Below are 19,463 nucleotides of genomic sequence, written 5' to 3'. Positions count from 1 at the left end.
CATATCTGTCTCTTAATATTATAGCAACAGTTTCTCCGTCTAATTCTTCATAATCATTAACTGCATTTTGATTATATACTTCTAAGTTAGCTTTTCTATTATCTAGAGAATCACCATTAATATGTCTAACTGGTGCTTTAGGATGAACATCTAAGATAAAAGATTGAAGGCTTTGCTTTCTTCTATATTTCTTTTCTTCTATGTAATAACTACTTAAATTTTGTGCTAAGTAATTATTAAGAGCTTTATTCCACTCTGCAAACCAAAGGCCTTTTTCTAATACTTTTTGTAAATCCTGCGTATCTATTTTACCATCAACTGTTGTACCATCTTTTTTAACTAATTTTAAAATTGTAACTTCTTCTAGTGTTTGGTGTTTGTTTGATTTAATCTCTACTTTAGTTGCTTCTGTTTTATTTTCCTTATTTATAATAGGACACCTCTTTCTTCTATTTAGGAATCTTCAAAAAAATAACTAGTCAATTACATCATTGACATGTTATTTCTTTCAGATTCCTATAAGGGATTTAAAATTGCGTATAACTTTAATATTTCCCTAATTTTTATTAATAATTAATTTTTGTCTAAAATACGCATGTCTATTTTTACTGCATTATTTTTATTATACCACATTTTTCACTGTAAAAGCACTTAATTCTAAAAAATATTTTAAAATACTTTTATCCATTTCTCAGTTCTATTAGTTCTTTCTCTGTGAGGTTTCGCCACTTGCCAATATCTATACCCTGAATCTTCACATTAATAATTCGAATTCTCTCAAGTCTTATAACTTTGTATCCAAAAGTGCTGCACATTCTTCGGATCTGCTTATTAAGTCCCTGGGTGATAATAATAGTAAACGTATTGTCACTTACTCTACTAACCTTGCAATATCTTGTGATAACACTACAAATTTCCACGCCTTCAGACATTCCTTTAATAAAAAGGTCATCAAAATCTTTATTTACAGTTACTATATATTCTTTCTCATGCAGGTTTTCTGATTCTAAAATTTTATTTGCAAGGTCTCCATCGTTTGTCAACAATATTAGTCCTTGTGAGGCTTTGTCCAGTCTACCAACCGGGAAAATATATTCCGGATAATTTATAAAATCTATTATATTGCTTTTCACTGTCTTTTCTGCAGTGCAGGTAATTCCAACAGGCTTATTTAGTGCAATATATATTTTATCTTTAACTGGAATAGGCTCATTGTCAACAAGAATAATATCCACCTCTTCCACCCACTGCCCAGGTGTGCAGAGGAGTCCATTTACAATTATTCTATTCTCAGCAATAAGTCTATTGGCATCAGTTCTGGAACAAATGCCATGATTACTAAGAAGTTTATTTATTCTCATTTCTATATCTTTATCCTTTCCCTTGTTTCAATATAATACCTTCATTATACCAAATACATAACCACTTTAAACTTAGATATAAAAAAAATAACTTATAAACATGCTGCCCATAAATTATTTTTTGGTGACTGTTAATCTCCTGCAGTTCTCTAATTAACAACTTTTGATTATCTATTTTTCATTTCATTAATAACAACCTCAGCAAACTCCCTTGTTCCCGTATTCCCACCTAAATCACAAGTTAAGTATTTACCTTCTTTTAAAACAGCCTCCACTGCTTTCTCTATTTTATCCGCAGCTTCCATTTCACCTAGGTATCTTAGCATCATAACACCAGATAAAATGCAGGCAGTAGGATTTGCTATATTGGTACCTGCTATATCTGGAGCAGATCCATGAGCCGGCTCGAAAACTGCCCCTTCTTCTCCAATATTTGCACCAGGAACTAGTCCAAGCCCTCCAATTAGTCCTGCTGCCATATCTGATAAAATATCTCCATACAAGTTTGGCATTACAAGCACATCATATTTTTCTGGATTCATTACAAGTTTCATGCTCATAGCATCAACTATAACATCTCCAAAGTCTATTTCACTGTGTTTTTCTGCTATCTTTCTTGCACATCTTAAGAATAAACCATCAGATAGCTTCATAATATTTGCTTTGTGAACAGCTATAACTTGTTTTCTATTTTGCTCTTTTGCTATTTTAAAAGCATATTCAACTATTCTATCACTAGCTTTCTTGCTTATTATCTTTATACTCTCCGCAATATCCTCTGTAACCATATGCTCTATTCCTGCGTACAAATCTTCACTATTTTCTCTTACTATTATTAAGTCCACATCTTCATATCTTGAGGGCACTCCTTGAAATGTTTTTATAGGCCTTATGTTAGCATAAAGATTTAATTCCTGTCTCAATGTAACATTAACACTTTTAAAACCCATTCCCACTGGTGTAGTTACAGGTCCCTTAAGTGCAACTTTGTTTTTTTTAATACTTTCTAAAACGTAGGAAGGTATAGGAGTATTAAATTCTTCTATAACCTCTGCACCCATGCGTACTATTTCCCAATTAATGCAAGCTCCACTATTTTCTATTACTTTAACAGTAGCAGAAGTTACTTCTGGGCCAATTCCATCACCAGGTATAAGTGTAATATTATGCACCATACTCCTACTCACCATCCTTTTTATTGTTCTTCATAAGATTAATTAATCCACCATGTATAAGCATGTCTTGCTCTCTTTCTGTTACTTGGGGTAAAGTTTTATACTCAGATCCACTTGTTATATTTTTTACAATAACAAGTCCACTTTTAATCTGTTTCCCAACATTTTCAATTTTTAATTCATCCATAACATCTATATCATCATAGTCATTATTATTCTCAAATACTAATGGAATTATAGCATTATTAATTAAATTAGCCTTATGAATTCTCGCGAAAGATTTTGCTATAACAGCTTTAATTCCTAAATAAAGAGGTGCCAGTGCCGCATGTTCTCTGCTAGACCCTTGCCCATAATTTGCTCCTGCAATTATAATTCCACCACCGTATTCCTTAGCCTTAGCTGGTAATTTCTCATCACAGGGAGTTAAACAAAATTCTGCTAAATACGGAATATTAGACCTAAAAGGAAGCAATTTAGCATTAGATGGCATTATATCGTCCGTTGTAATATTATCTTCTAACTTAGTTAAAACTTTTCCAAGCACATTTTCTTTTAACTTCTCTGCTTTAGGAAATGGCTTTATATTCGGTCCTCTTTTTACTTCTATATCTTTACCATCCTCTGCTGGATTTATTATTAAATTATCGTTAATTGTAAATTTTTCAGGCATATCCACTTTAATAGCTTCTCCCAGTTCTCTCGGATCAGTTATATATCCTGTAAGTGCCGATGCCACCGCTACTTCAGGGCTTACAATATAAACATTAGCAGACACCGTTCCAGATCTACCTTTAAAGTTTCTATTAAATGTTCTCAGCGATACTGCTCCCGTTGAAGGTGCTTGACCCATTCCTATGCATGGCCCACAAGCACTTTCTAAAATTCTTGCTCCAGCATCAATCATATCAGAAAGTCCACCATTTTTAGAAATCATACTCAAAACCTGTTTGGAACCTGGTGCAATAGAAAGTGACATTTCTTCAGGTATAGTTTTCCCCTTAAGTATCTTTGAAACTTTCATCATGTCAACATAAGATGAATTGGTACAGCTTCCTATTAGCACTTGGTCTACTTTTATATCTTTTAGTGATGATACCAGAACTACCTTATCAGGACTATGAGGACAAGCCACAAAAGGCTCAATCAAACACAAATCTATTTTGATTATATCATCATATACTGCTCCATCATCCGCTTTAAGCTCTACATAATCACATTCTCTCGCCTGCGCCTTTAGAAACTCGTAGGTTATCTCATCACTAGGGAAGATTGAAGTAGTGGCTCCAAGCTCTGCACCCATGTTTGTAATTGTTGCTCTTTCTGGTACACTTAAAGTTTTCAGACCGTCTCCACCATATTCAAATATTTTATTAACTCCACCCTTTACTGTTAATCTTCTTAATAATTCTAATATAATATCTTTAGCTGAAACCCAAGGTCTAAGTTTTCCTATGAGCTCTACCTTTACAATTTTAGGCATTATAATATAATATTCTCCACCACCCATAGCAACGGCTACATCTAACCCTCCTGCCCCTATAGCAATCATTCCTATTCCTCCACCTGTAGGTGTATGGCTATCCGAACCAAGTAAGGTTTCTCCTGGAACTCCAAATCTTTCCAAATGGACTTGATGGCAAATTCCATTACCAGGTTTAGAAAAATATATGCCATGTTTTTTCGCAACAGTCTGTATATATAAATGATCATCTGCGTTTTCAGGCCCCGTTTGCAGAATATTATGATCTATATATGCCACGGATCTTTTGGTTTTAACCTTATCAATCCCCATAGCTTCAAATTGAAGATAAGCCATTGTACCTGTAGAATCCTGAGTTAGTGTTTGATCTATCTTTATTGCGATTTCACTACCCGTAATCATTTCGCCTTTTACTAAATGAGCCTTAATTATCTTCTGCGCAGCATTATATGCCATTGTATCCCTCCATCTTTTATGTTATATAACTATATTAACAGGCTTTAGTGTCTTGCGATTTTAAACTTAACTCTGGCATAACTTGCCTTGAAATTAATTCCAGCTCGTCACTTTTCATAACAGTGTTTCTGCCTTCCATGTACTGCTCATCTACCCATTCTTTTATAATCTGAATTCGTGGGTCTTTTTTATCTATCTTATCTGTTTCTTTTAATCTAAAATAAGTATTAATCCAAGCTGTTATACCTGCATGCCCCGAATGTTCATTAACTGCCACAACAATAGGCCTACCTAATATTTTTTCAGTATCAAAAATATTGTATATTTCTTCATCTTTTAATATTCCATCCGCATGTATACCTGCCCTTGTAACATTAAACTCACTACCTACAAATGGTGTTCTAGGTGGAATACTATATTTAAACTCACCTTCAAAATACTCACCAATTTCACTTATAAGTCTTAAATCCATATTTTTTATATTTCCTTTTAATTGACCGTATTCTATAATCATAGCTTCCAAAGGGCAATTCCCCGTTCTCTCACCAATACCAAAAAGAGATGTGTTTATAGCAGCGCATCCATGAAGCCATGCTGTAGTAGCATTTGGCACTACATTATAAAAATCGTTATGTCCATGCCATTCAAGATATTCAGAAGGTACCCCTCCGTAAACTCTTAATCCATTTATAATATGTTGTACACTTCTTGGTAGCTCCGTTCCCGAGTAAGGTAACCCCAGTCCTAATGTATCACAAGCCCTAATTTTCACCTTAATGCCGGATTTCTTAGAAAGTTCCATAAGTTTTTGTACCAAAGGGATTACAAATCCAAAAAAATCAGCTCTGGTTATATCTTCAAGATGACATCTCGGAGCTATACCATTTTCTAATGCTTCTTCCACAAGTGAAATATATAAATCCATTGCCTGCTGTCTTGTTTTATTTAATTTTTTGAATATATGATAATCAGAACAGGACATAAGCATTCCTGTCTCTTTTAATTTCATATCTTTAACCAACTTAAAGTCTTCTTTATTAGCTCTAATCCAAGAAGTTACCTCTGGAAATTCATACCCTCTCTCTAAACATTTTTGAGCAGCAATTCTATCCTTTTCCGTATATAAAAAAAATTCTGTTTGTCTAATTACTCCAGAATTATTGTCAAGTTTGTGTAGATAATCAAATATTTTAATAATTTGCTCCTCAGTGTAGGTGTCCATAGCCTGCTGTCCATCTCTAAATGTAGTATCCGTAATCCAAATGTCTTCAGGTATACACATTGGAATTTGTTCACTTCCAAAAAACATCTTTGGAATTTCTGAGTATGGAAATATATTTTTGAATAATTCTGGCTGCTGCTCATGATTTACTTGTAAATTGAGTATTCCCATCATATGAGTGTCTTTATAGTTTGTAATTTGCGCCTTTTGCATTTATTTGCCTCCTTATTTTGGTTATTTTCATCTTTAGTTATTTTTTAATTGTATGAATTATGATTTTATAATATATTATAATTTCAATTTAATGTTTATTATATAGTCCAAAAGTGGTTTTGTAAAGATATTCTGCAATTTTTATATGTTTATTATTCATTTTAAGCAATACTAGTCATAAGAATTAAGCTTATAATGAACTTATCCATCAATAACAATATATCCTTGGCATTTGAGTAAATAGTCCATAAAAAAGCAATTGTAAAATGAACAAAGTTCATTACTATAAAGAAAATTATCTTTACAGTGATGAACTTTATTTTTATGTTAATATCATATTTTAAATATCATATTTCTATGAATTCTTTATATATATCTGGCAAATCTTCCAGTTTGTTATATTTATTCTTTCTATATGCAATAATTAAAATTATAATTCCCACAATAAAAACTATGCCATGAATTAATATGGCATATTTCCCATCTATCAATTGGAAATCGTCTGAAATGGAGATTGCAATAGAATTATTTACAAAGTGTGCAAATATACATAAATAAATCGAAGCTCTATTTAAGTATACAGAGCCAATAAGCAGTCCAAGCAAAAATGCGTTTATGCCTTGTGGAATATTCATATGAACTAAGGCAAAAAATAGAGCTGATATTATAAGTGCTAATTTAGGATTTATTTTGCTAGCCATACCTTTTAGTAGAATTCCTCTAAATATGACTTCCTCATATATAGGTGCTATAACCGCAACACTAAGCATCAAAACAATAGGTGAAATAGCTATTTCCTCAAAGGCTTGATTTATAAAATCAGGCATAGGTATTAAATTAACCCAGTAAATTAAGCTATTATCATAGGCTAATCTGAAACCAACAATGATTAAAGCCACATAAATAAAATCCTTTTTATTTATACTTTTTCTACGTGCTTGTTCATAGGACCTTTTACTATACAAATTTAATAAAATAATAATAACAAAATATTTAACTACTACACCTAAGATAAAGCTTATATATGGGCCTAAATTGGTAAATTGTTCAGAAAACAAATTGAAAATCACTATAGGTATTTGTCCTAAGGATTCCAATAAAATCGATAAAAGCATTACAAAAAATGCTTTTATTATACTCATTTCTTTAATGCTTATAGCTTCACTTTCTATATTCTTTAAAAATTTCATTCTATCACACTCTCTAACTTGTTGTATTTTTAACATACTTAAAATCTATCTTAAGTATACTATATATTTGTTAAAATGTCGTTAAATTACACAGAATGTGATTCCTAGGCTATATGCAAGTATGTAATTAATAATAGAAGGAGCATGCTAGTGTAAAGTTAGCATGCTTCTTCTATTTATACATCAGCTCCTAATAGTTTTTAGAGCATCAGCCTTTGCCTGGGTTATCATGTCAGTATCGTATCAACTTTATGTTTATTTCATGTATTCCATGTATTTTGTGTAAATTTCGAGAAAATAGTTAAACTGATGGTATTAAGAGTATACTTGATTATGTTATAATCATTTTAATTTAAAAAGGTGGTTTTCTAATTGCTAAAACTTATAAATCTTTCAACCTACAAATGTGATATGGACCGGTTTCATTGCAACAGTTTGGAAATAACAAGTTTATTAAAAAAACATAATATGGATGGTGTAGAGCTTTTAAATCCTTTAAAGTGGAATAAAAATATTGTCCCCAAAAATATAATAAGGGGTGTTCATCTAAAATACTATCCTACATGGCTGGATTTTTGGAATAATAACGAAAGTGAATTATTAAGACAGTTTGGAAGCATGGAAGAAGTAAAAAATTATTTTGGTGGAACAACTAGAGAATGTATAATAGATTATTACAGAAATGAAATACAGCAGGCTGATAAAATCGGAGCTGAATATGTGGTCTTCCATGTGGCTCATGTGCAAGTAGAGCATGCATACACCTATGATTTTACATATAGCGATGAGGAAATTATAGATGCAACATCAGAACTAATAAATGAAATTTTCAAAGGTTTAAATACAAAAATAAAACTACTATTTGAAAATCTATGGTTTCCTGGTTTAACCATGCTTAATAAAGACATGTTATTAAGACTATTAGAAAAAGTTGAGTACTTTAATAAAGGATTTATGCTAGATACTGCTCATTTAATGAATACAAATCTTGCCCTCACCAATGAGAAAGATGGAATACAGTACATTTTAGATACAATTAATAATCTTGGTGAATTAAAGAAATTCATAAAGGGTATACATCTTAACTGTTCCTTATCAGGGAAATATGTAAAAGAACAAATAGAAGCAAATCATAAATGCAAATTACCATTTAATAATATGAAAAAAGATGTACTTTTTCATATTATGAAAATAGACATGCATAAGCCCTTTAGTAATATAGATGCGAAAAAACTTATCGACTTCATTAAGCCAGAATATGTTATATATGAGTTTATTACAAGATCTTTTGAAGAACTAGAGGAGTATATCACAATTCAGAATAAAGCATTACAATTATTACCTTAATAGTTACAATCATAAAAAATAATTCCACCACATTAGATGATGGAATTATTTTTATGATAGAATTATATATATTTTTCCGTTTCTTCATATTCTTTAAGTTCATTAACTAAATGCTTAATCTCTTGATCCTTATTTTTGTCCATTACGAGTATTACATCCCCTGCATCTACAATTATAAGATCTTTTATGCCAAACCCAATTATCAGTCTATCTTTACCAAATACTGAGCAGTTTTGACTCTCCTCCATAAATGTATTTCCAAGCACATTGTTACCTCGTAAATTGCTTAAGAACCTTGAAAGCGATGCAAAAGTTCCTATATCATCCCAAACAAACTCACATTTTATTACAAATGCCTTTCTAGTTTTCTGCATTATGCCAAAATCCACTGATATTCCATCTATATCATTGTACTGCTCTTTTATTACTTCACATTCTTCATCAGTGTCTATAGCTTGGTATATCGTCATTAATCTTTTATGCATCTTAGGTAAGTATTTCTCCATCTCTCGCAAGAACACATCTGCTCTCCATACAAACATACCACTGTTCCAAAGGAAGTTTCCTTTTAGTAGCAAATCCTTTGCCACTTCGGTGTTAGGTTTTTCTAAAAAACGTTCTACTTTGAACGTAGGTATATCGCCATTGGTTCTATCTCCCATTTCTATATATCCATATCCAGTTTCTGGTCTTGTGGGCAAAACGCCTATGGTGATTAGCCCTCTTTTTTTATTTGCAATTTCAACTGCTTGCAGCACAGTTTCCTTAAATTCTTTTTCGTTCTCTATATAATGATCAGAAGGTAAAACTATCATAGTTGCTTCTTTGTCCTGTTTTAATAGTTTAGCAGCAGATAGACCTATACAAGTAGCAGTCTCTTTATTACTAGGCTCTACAAATATATTGGATTTACATATTTCTGGGATTTCCTTGCAAATCTTTTCAAAATAATCTTCATTGGTAACTACATAAATATTTTCATTACTAACTAAACATTTTATTCTATCCACAGTGCTTCTTAAAAAGCTCTTATTATTAATAATATTCAAAAACTGCTTAGGGTTTTGTGCACGAGATAGAGGATAAAGCCTTGTTCCTTTTCCACCTGCCAAGATTAGTACATATAGCAAAAAATACCACCCCAACTTATTACTCATTCCATTTTATGAACCATAAGGCTATATTGTGAAGATAATTTAGAATATTGTCCAGATATTAGTGTTTTTTGCAAAAATATAAAGTGTGTAAAATGAAAAATAGTTTTCATTTTACACACTTTATATTTAATGATATTTATTTTTCTTCCAAAACAATACTTTCTTCATCAAAAGGAGTAGTAAATTCAAAACTGTCCCCTGGACACTTACCCCCGGTTTTTTTTAGTAATTCGAAGGCATCATATTCTTCAAGTCCATATTCCTTTAACACAGAACTTACATCCCTTTTATCATGCCAAGGAAGACGCTTTGAAAATGAACTGAATAATTCTTCTCTGAAATACTCTACATCTATTCTAGGAAAATTGGGTAGTGTAGAGAATCCATATACTTCAGCCTTTTCCACACCCGAAGTATCATATTTAAAATAATATTTTTCATCCCTTCTAGCCAATTCACCTACTTTAAAGGATTCTCCTTCGCTATTTTTCCATGTAATCCAAATAATATCTTTCACTTCGCTAGTCATCCCTCTCACCTCTTATTAAAAAGATTTGTACTGTCATTATATTGTTATTATTATAAGTATAGCATTAATGTTACACTTATTTTTTAAAACTGCTTAATCTTTGTGTCAATCTTTCCAAAACTACGTCAGGATTTCTGTAGAATTCACTAGCACGTATTTTATAAAACTCCCATCCCATTCTTTCAAGACACATCTGCATTTCATAGTGCTTTTGCCAATTATAGTCTTCATCCTCTTCCATGCCAATACATTTTACTGCTATTTTTTTATAATTGTTTTCTTGAATTTTCAAGGATAAATCTGTTTCTACAACAAAATCTATAGTATATCTTCCTACCTTAACTTTTGGAGTAAGCTTATATCCAATACCCTTTATACCCTTAGCTACCTGCTCCTCAAAATCATTTAAAATTAAATATTTACAGGATTCAATTTCTTCTTTAGGTTCATTCTGCTGAAGGCAATATTTTAATAGTGAATATCTAACACATTTAGTATTAAGGCTTTCTATGTCTACTGAGTAAAATAGCCACATTTGATTTCTTGCGCGACTAGCAGCTACATTAAACCTTCTTATATCAGATCCCTTAGTTAGCGCTGTAAATTTAGCATTATTTGCAATAACCATAGATAGGAACATTATATCTCTCTCATCCCCTTGGAAAGAATAAGCATCTCCACATATGAGTCTTCTTTGTAACATTTCCTCCATGCCAAGCCTCTCTACTAACATACCTTGTATTAATTCGGCTTGAGCATCCCCCAGAAGAGATATAACTCCCATAGTCATGTCATTATACTTCTTACTACTACAACACTGTAATATGGTCTCTACGATGCTTTCCGCCTCCAGTGTATTCAACGCCTTAGTCTCATCCTTGCATCCGCCTACAACTTTAGAGGTTATTATAGGTGCACCGACTTTTTCCTTAGCATCTAATATTCTCAATGGTATTATTTCATTAGAATAGCAAAATTCATTACTAAATCCAATTATCTCTGGCACACATCTAAAGTGTTCCTTTAATAATAACCTACTTGGAAATACTCTTAAGGCTGTATTGTATAAACTAGTTTTTAAATCAAACCATTCCGAATGTGGAATACCTTCCAAATATGTATCTATTAAAGTTTCTACAATAGCATGATCCTTTCCAATGGCTTCAGGGCTTATTTGCTTTTCGTCTCCTACAATAATGGCCTTTTTAGCCCTCATTAAAACCGTTATAGCAGATATGTCGCTTTGACTGCTTTCATCCACAATTACCACATCAAATAAATTATCTGTAAGTTTTAAATTTTCCATAACTCTGTTTATTGGCATTATCCACACAGGAATTACATCCTTACAATTTTCCATTTCCTTTTGTGCAATTTTTCTATACTTTACTGCCTGTGTGCCCGTCCCTTTTCCTATCCTTTTTATAGCTTCCATCCAAGTAAATAAGCTTCTTTTTTGAACTTCCGTAGTTCGTTCTATTTGATTAAACCAACTTCTTTTAGAAACGAGTTCTCCTATAATATGTTTTTCTTTCATTTTTTCCAGTGCTATATTTTTTTCTATTTCCTCTACATCTTCTTCTTCTAATTCACATAAAAAATCATTCCATTTTTTCCACTTCCATGCCTTTTCCCAATCTGTGCAATTCAAATTTTCCATAATTTTATCTTCATTATTTACCATGTTTTTAAATAATAACGGACAACATTCTTCTAATTTACTACTTAACTTTTTTAATTCTAAAATCTGAGGAGCTATTTTCATTAAAGTGTCCATCTCCATATAAACAGCTCGTACCCCATCAATACTTCTTAAATTTATAGCATTGTGTAGCTTTTCTAAGCAACCTTTCCCAGGAAATTTTTTCTTTATCTCTTCCATTTCTCGACACAACTTGTTATATTTATTTATTTGCTTTAAGCTCTCAAATCCACTTTTAAGATGAATATATGTCTCTTTTTCATACCAGGTTAGACTTTTAACCAAATTCTTATCCGGTATAAAATTAATTATGTTATTTGTAAAATCTTTATCCCAATCAATAATAGACTGGATACTGGAAATATCCTTAGATATAGGAATTAAATAGTTGGCATCTGCATAATCTATAAGATTTCCATTATATTCTTTTATGGAATTATTCCAAAGATTTTTAAGTTCCCTTTCTAATAGCTGTAGTTTTATATGTAAATCAACTACAATTACTTGGTCACTGTTATTTATATACTGATAATCCACCTTGCATCTTTGGGTTATATATTTAAGATTACCATGGATAATATTGAACAATCGCCCTAATTTCCCTTTTTCTCTAATTGTTTTTGCTACAACGTCAAAATCGTTTTTAAATTTTGTTATATCAATACCCTTTGGTAGCTCTAAATTATGATTATTTAATTCCTGCTTTATTTTATTTATGTCACTTATATATTCACTGCATTTTTCTACTAATTGTTGCCATATACCCCTTGAATTATTATTAGAATAGTAATATTTCATAACATTATTTATCCAACTATCCTCAAACCCTTCAAGCTTTTCTATGGCATCATCTACCAGCCTTAGTAATCTTCTATTGCCATAATCTATAGAACTGACATCGTTCCAACTTTTGATATTCTCATAATAAATATGTTGCTGTCCTTCTAATTTAGATAATTCTAAAATTTTATCACATAGATCGATTTCTTTAGGCATACCTGTTATGTAATTATTTATATCATTTGCTTCATGAATTTGCTCTTTTTTAATTGTGCGCAGCAAGATAACTAATCTTTTGAATTCATCGGAGCTAAGCGGCTCTTGTTTATTAAACTCAAGCTTATCTAATATCCAAGAATTCTCCTCTTCATTGTCTTTAACCCACTTAGCCATGTGCATTAAGGTGTACTTCTGCCCTTCATATTCTATTTTCTCATTCTCTCTGTCTTCAATGCATTTTAACTCCGCATATAACTTCTTTTGAGTTTCCCCACACTTACCTTGTTTATATTTTAAAAGTTTTATTTCTTTACGTAATTCTTTAGTGTCCAATGATAAATTCTCTGTTATTTTTCTGACAGACTCGTCCAATTCTTCTAATGATTTTGTGTCATTCCCTAGTATACTAATGCACAAGGACCTAACATCCTGTGGTATTTTATTAGACAAAACTCTTAATGCTCTATCTGTTTGACTTGTCACTAACACCCTTTTTCCATGAGCTAAAAGATGACATATTAAGTTTGCTATAGTATGGCTTTTCCCAGTGCCTGGTGGTCCTTGTACAACTATGCCATAATTTTCAGCCAGTCTTTTAGTTATTTCCATTTGCTCCTGATTAGCTGGAAGTGGAAATAATACATCCTCCCCTACTTCCTTCCACTCATTGAGAGTCTCTATATCTTGCAGCACTTCTTCCTCTGAAACAAGTGCTTCTATAGTTTTAGGAATAGGGAATCCCGCTCTTATTTGTGAAAGCACATCATTTAATTCCATATTCCAAAGTCTTGTATCCACCGTGCGGAATATTATGCAAGGTGCATTGTAAAATTGAATATTAGTTTGAATCGATATATCCTTATCCCCACTTAACTCTTCAGTATAAAAGCCATCTTTATGAGTGTTTAAAAGCACAACTATCTCTTCAAAAATTTTCGAAGCCATTTCTATGTTTCTCACATCGAGAGCCATGTCCTTTGCACTATTTCGAATATTTATTAAACTATCTAAGTTTACTTCTAAGTATTCATTTAAAAACTCAAGTTCTACGTTAGTCTGATTGTTATATGGCTTTAAAGCAAATGTTTTTTTGGCTATGTCAAATTTTATTTCCATCTTAGTTGTAAAAATAGGATGGACTATTTCTTTGTCATCCTTTTGCCAAGTTAAAAGTCCATTTGACCAAATAATCTCTAAATCCTCACTGTTTTTTTCTAATTGTAAATATGTTCTTTGAAACTTACTATATAACTCTTCTGCTCTTTCATCTATAGTTAACCAGTAATCCTTATTTTCATCAATATTAAAAGTACATCCTGTAATATTTTGGATTTCCTTTTGCCAATATACACTTTCATACTCATTAATATTTCTTATAGTCTTTTGATTCATATTTTTAATACTTAATAAGTACGAAAAAATTTTCTCCACTTTATCATTAATATTCAAAACTCTGCTACCTCCAACTTCTTAATTCACATTTATAATATTACCTGATTATTATGTATATTTACTCCAATGTGCCTAAGTATAAATAATGTAAAAAGTCTTATTAAAACTCAATCCGTTTTAACAAGACTTATAATTATTTACAGGAATCTCTCTCCACTATTTTATAAGGCAATACAAAATGCTTTTCATCAACAACTAAATTATTTATGGATTTTATAAGCATTCTCATACTTACAGATCCCATGTCATACATTGGCTGAGCTACTGTTGTAAGTTTAGGATAGAATACTGAAGCTGAATAAATATCATCAAATCCCATAACATCTACATCACCAGGAACTTTAATATCTCTATCTCTTAATGCATTTATTACACCCATAGCAATTTCATCACTAACGCAGAATATAGCATCCACCTTATTTCCGGTGTCTAATATAGTGTTAATTCCTCTATATCCATCTCTAGCCTTAACTCCACCAAAATATGTTAGGTCTTCAACAAGCTCTATTCCCATTTCCGTCAGGCCCTTTTTATATCCTGTGTATCTTTTAGTTAATGCATTAACTTTATCTGTGGTAGTACCTACATACGCAATATTTTTATTTCCCTTATTTATCAAATATTTTACTGCATCTGCAGCTGCCATTACATTATCAATGGAAACACTAGGGAATATACCATCAGCATCTGTAGTTTCTACAAGCACAATTGGCATTTCAAGTTCTTTTATTAAACTTATAACATTATTCTCTATGGAATTACTCATGTATATAACTCCATCTATCATTTTTTCTTTAAGTATTCTTAATGATTCCATTTCTTTATCTACGTCCAAATCCGCATTACAAAGCATAATATTATAATTGTAAATATTAGCTACATCCTCACATCCTCTTACGATTTCAGGATAGAATTGATTTGATATATCCGGAATAATTATTCCTATTGTACTAGATTTTTGTGTTTTTAAGCTTCTAGCAACTATATTGGGTCTATATGATAATTTTTTTATTGCATCTTTTACCTTTTTCTTAGTGTCTTCATTTACCACATCTATATCATTCAAAACTCTTGATACTGTAGCAATGGAAACTCCCGCTTCTCTTGCAACATCTTTTATTGAAGCAGCCATATCTCTCAACTCCTATTTTTTTATCCGATTATTTTTTTATTATAAAAAAGTATCTATTATATCATTATACTTATAAAAACTGCTTATTTCAAGCTATAATATGAATTTCAACCTATTTTAACCTATTTAAACCTATTTGTAACCTTTTCATACAATTATGGTATTCCCTATTAAATTAATTTTATAGTATCCAAACATTATTTTAAAAAAAGAAAGTATGCGACTAATATCACATACTTTCCAAATATTATTAATTATACTTTTTCTACAGTCAATTCTAAATCTTCGCCATTTATTTTAACTGTATTATATTCTTTTTTATCATTGTACACAACTTCTACAGAAAGTGTATCTCGTTTGATTTGCTCCTCAAATTTTGCAATTACATTTTGAAGCATTTCATTTCCAGAAACGTAGAGCCTAATCTTATCAGAAACTTCAAAACCGCTTTCTTTTCTCATGTTTTGAATCTTACTTAAGATTTCTCGCAGGTTTCCTTCTTCTTTAAGTTCTTCTGTGATATCAGTATCTAAAACTACTCCCATTTCACCTTCTCCAGCAAATGCATGGCCTTCAAGTCCTTGCATGGTAACAAGCAAGTTTTCACTATTTAATTCTATTTCTGTTCCATTTACATTTATGGTAACAGAGCTTCCCTTATTTATATTTTGAGCAAGCTCCATTTGGTTCATAGCACCTATAGCTTTTTTAATACCAGGTATTAATTTACCATATGGCTTACCAAGCACTGGTAAATTAGGTTTTATTTCAAATTTAACATATTTAGAAAGATCAGCTCCTAGCTCTACTTCCTTAATGTTTAGCTCTTCTTTTACTATGTCCCCATAATATTCTGGAAGAGACCTAAGGCTAACTCTCATTTTAGCTAGTGGCTGTCTATTTTTTATATTAGCAGCGTTTCTAGCACTTCTTCCTAGTTTAACAGTCTTATAAGCCTTATCCATTTCTTCTTCTAAAAGAGTATCTACAAGGTCTTCTCTATATTCAGGCCAAGAACATAAGTGAATACTTTCTGGTGCATTCTTGTCAAAAGGTACCACAAGGTTTTGATATAACTCTTCTGTTACAAATGGTATAAAAGGAGCCGCTATTTTAGCAAAAGTTATTATAACTCTGTATAGTGTCATATAAGCGCCTATTTTATCATCTGTAAGATCTTGTACCCAGTATCTTGATCTATTACGTCTTACATACCAATTAGAAAGTTCATCAACAAAAGCTTCAAGTTCAAGAGCTCCTTGAGTTATTCTATAGTTTGTTAAATGTTCATCTGTATTCTTAACTAATGAATTTAATTTGGACATCATCCATTTATCCATAATATTTGTGGACACAAAATTCTCATACTTAGTTGGATCAAAATTGTCTATATCTGCATATAAAATGTAGAATGAATACACATTCCAAAGTGTTCCTATGAACTTTCTTTGTGCCTCGATAACTGCATCTTCATAAAATCTTGATGGTAGCCATGGAGCACTAGCAGTATAAAAATACCATCTTAGAGCATCTGCTCCTTGATTATCTAGCACTGTAAATGGACTTAGCACATTTCCTGTATGCTTAGACATTTTAAGTCCGTTTTTATCTAAGACATGGCCTAGAACTATGCAGTTCTCAAATGGATTTGTATCAAATACTGTAGTTGATATTGCAAGTAATGTATAGAACCATCCTCTTGTTTGATCCACTGCTTCTGATATAAATTGAGCTGGAAAGTTTGCCTCAAATAATTCTTTATTTTCAAAAGGATAATGATGTTGTGCAAATGGCATTGATCCAGAGTCAAACCAACAATCTAGAACTTCTTCTACTCTCGTCATAGATTTACCACATTTTGGGCATTTTAAATGTACATTATCTATATATGGTTTATGAAGTTCTATCCCTTCTGGTACATCAATTCCTTTTTCATTAAGTTCTGCTATGCTTCCTATCATTTCACGATGGCCACAACTGCATTCCCAAATTGGAAGTGGAGTTCCCCAATACCTTGTTCTACTTATACTCCAATCTATAACTCCTTCAAGAAATTTACCCATTCTTCCCGTTCTTACGTTATCTGGCATCCAATTAACCTTATTATTATTTTCTATAAGTTTATCTCTAACTGAAGACATTCTTACAAACCAACTTTCTCTTGGGTAATATAAAAGTGGTGTATCACATCTCCAACAGTGTGGATAAGAATGTGTGAATTTTTCTGCTTTATATAAGATATTATTTTCTTCTAGATATTCTATTATCTTAGCATCAGCATCTTTAACAAATATGCCCTTCCATGGAGTAACACAATCTATAAACTTACCCTCTACATCAACTAAGTTAATAAGTGGTAAATTATTTTGTTTGCCAAGCATATTATCATCCTCACCATAAGCAGGTGCAATATGAACTATACCTGTACCATCTGTTAGAGTTACAAAGTCTCCATGAACTATATAAAAGGCTTTCTCTTTAGGTGTTTCGAATTTAAACATTTGCTCATATTCAAGGCCGAGTAGCGCTTCGCCTTTAAATTCGCGTATTACTTCATAGTCTCCCTCTAATTTTCCTAGTAGTTCCTTTGAGAGTATTAAATTCTCACCCTCTTGAACCACTTCAACATAATCATATTTTTTATTAACTGCAAGTGCTACATTACTTGGAAGTGTCCAAGGAGTTGTAGTCCAAACAAGTATAGATTTTTCTTCACCCTTTACCTTGAATTTTACATAAACTGAAGTTTCTTTTACATCCTTATATCCTTGAGCTACTTCGTGAGACGATAATGAAGTCCCACATCTTGGACAATAAGGCATTATTTTATGACCTTTGTACACTAGGTCTTTATCCCACATTTGCTTTAATGCCCACCACACCGATTCAATATAATCGTTATGATAAGTTACATATGGATTTTCCATATCTATCCAGTAACCAACTCTCTCCGACATTTCTTCCCACATATTTACATAGCTAAATACACTGTCCTTACATTCTGTTACAAATTTTTCTACTCCATAAGCTTCTATACCCGGTTTACCATTAATGCCAAGCTTTTTTTCTACTTCAAGCTCTACTGGAAGTCCATGAGTATCCCAACCTGCTTTTCTAGGAACATTATATCCCTTCATTACCTTATATCTTGGAATTATGTCTTTCATAACTCTTGTTAAAACGTGTCCTATATGTGGTTTACCATTTGCTGTTGGTGGACCATCATAAAAAGTAAAGGACTCTTTCCCCTGATTTAAATCAAAATTCTTTTGAATAATGTGTTTTTCCTTCCAAAGCTTCAGTATATCTTTCTCTATATCCATAAAGTTTTTTGAAGGATCATTTTTCTTGTACATAATAAAACTCCTTTCCCTGTTGCATTTAATAATAGATATTTAAATCTAATTGAATTTATGGAACGGTTAATTAAATCATCATCCTTGCAGTTATTTATTATTTTAGCAACTGTTTATAACCTTCAGCACTGCAATATTTTAAAATATAAAAAAACTCCACCCTAAATAGGACGAAGTTAAATTCGTTATGCCACCTATACAATAAATATAAATTAAAGTACAATCATACTTTATCCTTTAACGCAGAAATACGGATAAGCTTACTAAATTTTCAGCTCTCAGCTCCTAGGTGATTTTCTTTAAACCTTCACTATGGGTTCACACCATCCCCCACTCTCTTTAAGTTACTTGCTTAAGTACTTTTCCTAATCAATGCTTTTTTTAGTCATAAATTAATAAATTAATTTTAACTTCCTTTAATTATATAATAATGAATTTTTATTGTCAATTTCTTTTTATATTTACCTAAATTTTTGTAGATTGCAATATAAAATGTCCAAAATTTTAAAAAAATATAATGTTAAGATGTAAATGTTTTCTGTTCCATCATATTGGCAGAAATACCGCCAAAAATCCTTCTTGGATAATTGTTGATCCAATGCTGTATTTGCATAATTTGTTTTTTAGAAAATGCTGAAATATCCACACCTTTGGGGATAAATCGTCGTATCATTTTATTTATATTCTCG

The 19,463-nt window shown here is 31.6% G+C and carries 11 protein-coding genes, 1 pseudogene and 1 other annotated feature; of the genes and pseudogenes, 1 reads left to right on the top strand and 11 read right to left on the bottom strand.

The genetic code is table 11. The features are described from left to right. Positions 1–680: 680 nt before the first annotated feature. From ACREVU_RS06930 to ACREVU_RS06910, 5 genes are all read right to left on the bottom strand, one after another. Positions 681–1,361: a pseudouridine synthase gene (locus tag ACREVU_RS06930; RefSeq protein WP_431550887.1), complete on the bottom strand. Its 681-nt coding sequence runs from the start codon at positions 1,359–1,361 to the stop codon at positions 681–683. A gap of 167 nt (positions 1,362–1,528) precedes the next feature. After that, positions 1,529–2,536, bottom strand: a complete 1,008-nt coding sequence (locus ACREVU_RS06925; RefSeq protein ID WP_431550886.1) for an isocitrate/isopropylmalate dehydrogenase family protein — start codon at positions 2,534–2,536, stop codon at positions 1,529–1,531. A gap of 4 nt (positions 2,537–2,540) precedes the next feature. Beyond that, positions 2,541–4,475 (bottom strand): aconitate hydratase, encoded by a 1,935-nt coding sequence (locus ACREVU_RS06920; protein WP_431550885.1) that lies wholly within the window; start codon positions 4,473–4,475, stop codon positions 2,541–2,543. 34 nt (positions 4,476–4,509) lie between these two features. Next, on the bottom strand, positions 4,510–5,871 hold the full coding sequence (locus tag ACREVU_RS06915) for a hydroxymethylglutaryl-CoA lyase-like TIM-barrel protein (RefSeq protein WP_431551048.1): 1,362 nt from the start codon (positions 5,869–5,871) through the stop codon (positions 4,510–4,512). Between the two features lie 386 nt (positions 5,872–6,257). Beyond that, the gene (locus ACREVU_RS06910; protein ID WP_431550884.1) at positions 6,258–7,100 is read right to left on the bottom strand and encodes a CPBP family intramembrane glutamic endopeptidase; all 843 of its coding nucleotides are present in this window, start codon (positions 7,098–7,100) and stop codon (positions 6,258–6,260) included. Positions 7,101–7,472: 372 nt separating this feature from the next. Here ACREVU_RS06910 and ACREVU_RS06905 point away from each other — a divergent pair, with 372 nt between their 5' ends. Beyond that, complete coding sequence (locus ACREVU_RS06905) at positions 7,473–8,447, top strand: TIM barrel protein (RefSeq protein WP_431550883.1); 975 nt, start codon at positions 7,473–7,475, stop codon at positions 8,445–8,447. A gap of 62 nt (positions 8,448–8,509) precedes the next feature. Here ACREVU_RS06905 and ACREVU_RS06900 read toward each other — a convergent pair whose 3' ends face one another. From ACREVU_RS06900 to ACREVU_RS06875, 6 genes and pseudogenes are all read right to left on the bottom strand, one after another. After that, positions 8,510–9,577, bottom strand: a complete 1,068-nt coding sequence (locus tag ACREVU_RS06900; RefSeq protein WP_431550882.1) for a mannose-1-phosphate guanylyltransferase — start codon at positions 9,575–9,577, stop codon at positions 8,510–8,512. A gap of 163 nt (positions 9,578–9,740) precedes the next feature. Then, on the bottom strand, positions 9,741–10,133 hold the full coding sequence (locus ACREVU_RS06895; RefSeq protein ID WP_431550881.1) for a HipA N-terminal domain-containing protein: 393 nt from the start codon (positions 10,131–10,133) through the stop codon (positions 9,741–9,743). Positions 10,134–10,209: 76 nt separating this feature from the next. Next, a complete protein-coding gene (locus tag ACREVU_RS06890) occupies positions 10,210–14,283 on the bottom strand; it encodes a PDDEXK-like endonuclease domain-containing protein (RefSeq protein WP_431550880.1) in 4,074 nt (1,357 codons plus the stop codon). 136 nt (positions 14,284–14,419) lie between these two features. Further along, the gene (locus tag ACREVU_RS06885) at positions 14,420–15,418 is read right to left on the bottom strand and encodes a LacI family DNA-binding transcriptional regulator (protein WP_431550879.1); all 999 of its coding nucleotides are present in this window, start codon (positions 15,416–15,418) and stop codon (positions 14,420–14,422) included. 254 nt (positions 15,419–15,672) lie between these two features. Continuing rightward, entirely contained in the window at positions 15,673–18,774 is a 3,102-nt protein-coding gene (gene ileS, locus ACREVU_RS06880; RefSeq protein WP_431550878.1) for an isoleucine--tRNA ligase, read from the bottom strand. A 163-nt stretch (positions 18,775–18,937) separates the two neighbouring features. Continuing rightward, positions 18,938–19,156: a binding site (T-box leader), on the bottom strand. Between the two features lie 138 nt (positions 19,157–19,294). Further along, a pseudogene (locus ACREVU_RS06875) lies at positions 19,295–19,463 on the bottom strand (IS30 family transposase); the annotation flags it as partial.

It is taken from the genome of Clostridium sp., assembly GCF_050717535.1.
Classification (GTDB): domain Bacteria; phylum Bacillota; class Clostridia; order Clostridiales; family Clostridiaceae; genus Clostridium_AD.
Note: the sequence above shows the minus strand (reverse complement) of the source record. Positions and strands in the feature narration are given on the sequence as shown.

Excerpts from the sequence above, each read along its gene's own strand:
- ACREVU_RS06930 (WP_431550887.1), bottom strand. The coding sequence starts at position 1,361 with ATGAGAATAAATAAACTTCTTAGTAATCATGGCATTTGTTCCAGAACT.
- ACREVU_RS06925 (WP_431550886.1), bottom strand. The coding sequence starts at position 2,536 with ATGGTGCATAATATTACACTTATACCTGGTGATGGAATTGGCCCAGAA.
- ACREVU_RS06920 (WP_431550885.1), bottom strand. The coding sequence starts at position 4,475 with ATGGCATATAATGCTGCGCAGAAGATAATTAAGGCTCATTTAGTAAAA.
- ACREVU_RS06915 (WP_431551048.1), bottom strand. The coding sequence starts at position 5,871 with ATGATGGGAATACTCAATTTACAAGTAAATCATGAGCAGCAGCCAGAA.
- ACREVU_RS06910 (WP_431550884.1), bottom strand. The coding sequence starts at position 7,100 with ATGAAATTTTTAAAGAATATAGAAAGTGAAGCTATAAGCATTAAAGAA.
- ACREVU_RS06895 (WP_431550881.1), bottom strand. The coding sequence starts at position 10,133 with ATGACTAGCGAAGTGAAAGATATTATTTGGATTACATGGAAAAATAGC.
- ACREVU_RS06885 (WP_431550879.1), bottom strand. The coding sequence starts at position 15,418 with ATGGCTGCTTCAATAAAAGATGTTGCAAGAGAAGCGGGAGTTTCCATT.
- ileS (WP_431550878.1), bottom strand. The coding sequence starts at position 18,774 with ATGTACAAGAAAAATGATCCTTCAAAAAACTTTATGGATATAGAGAAA.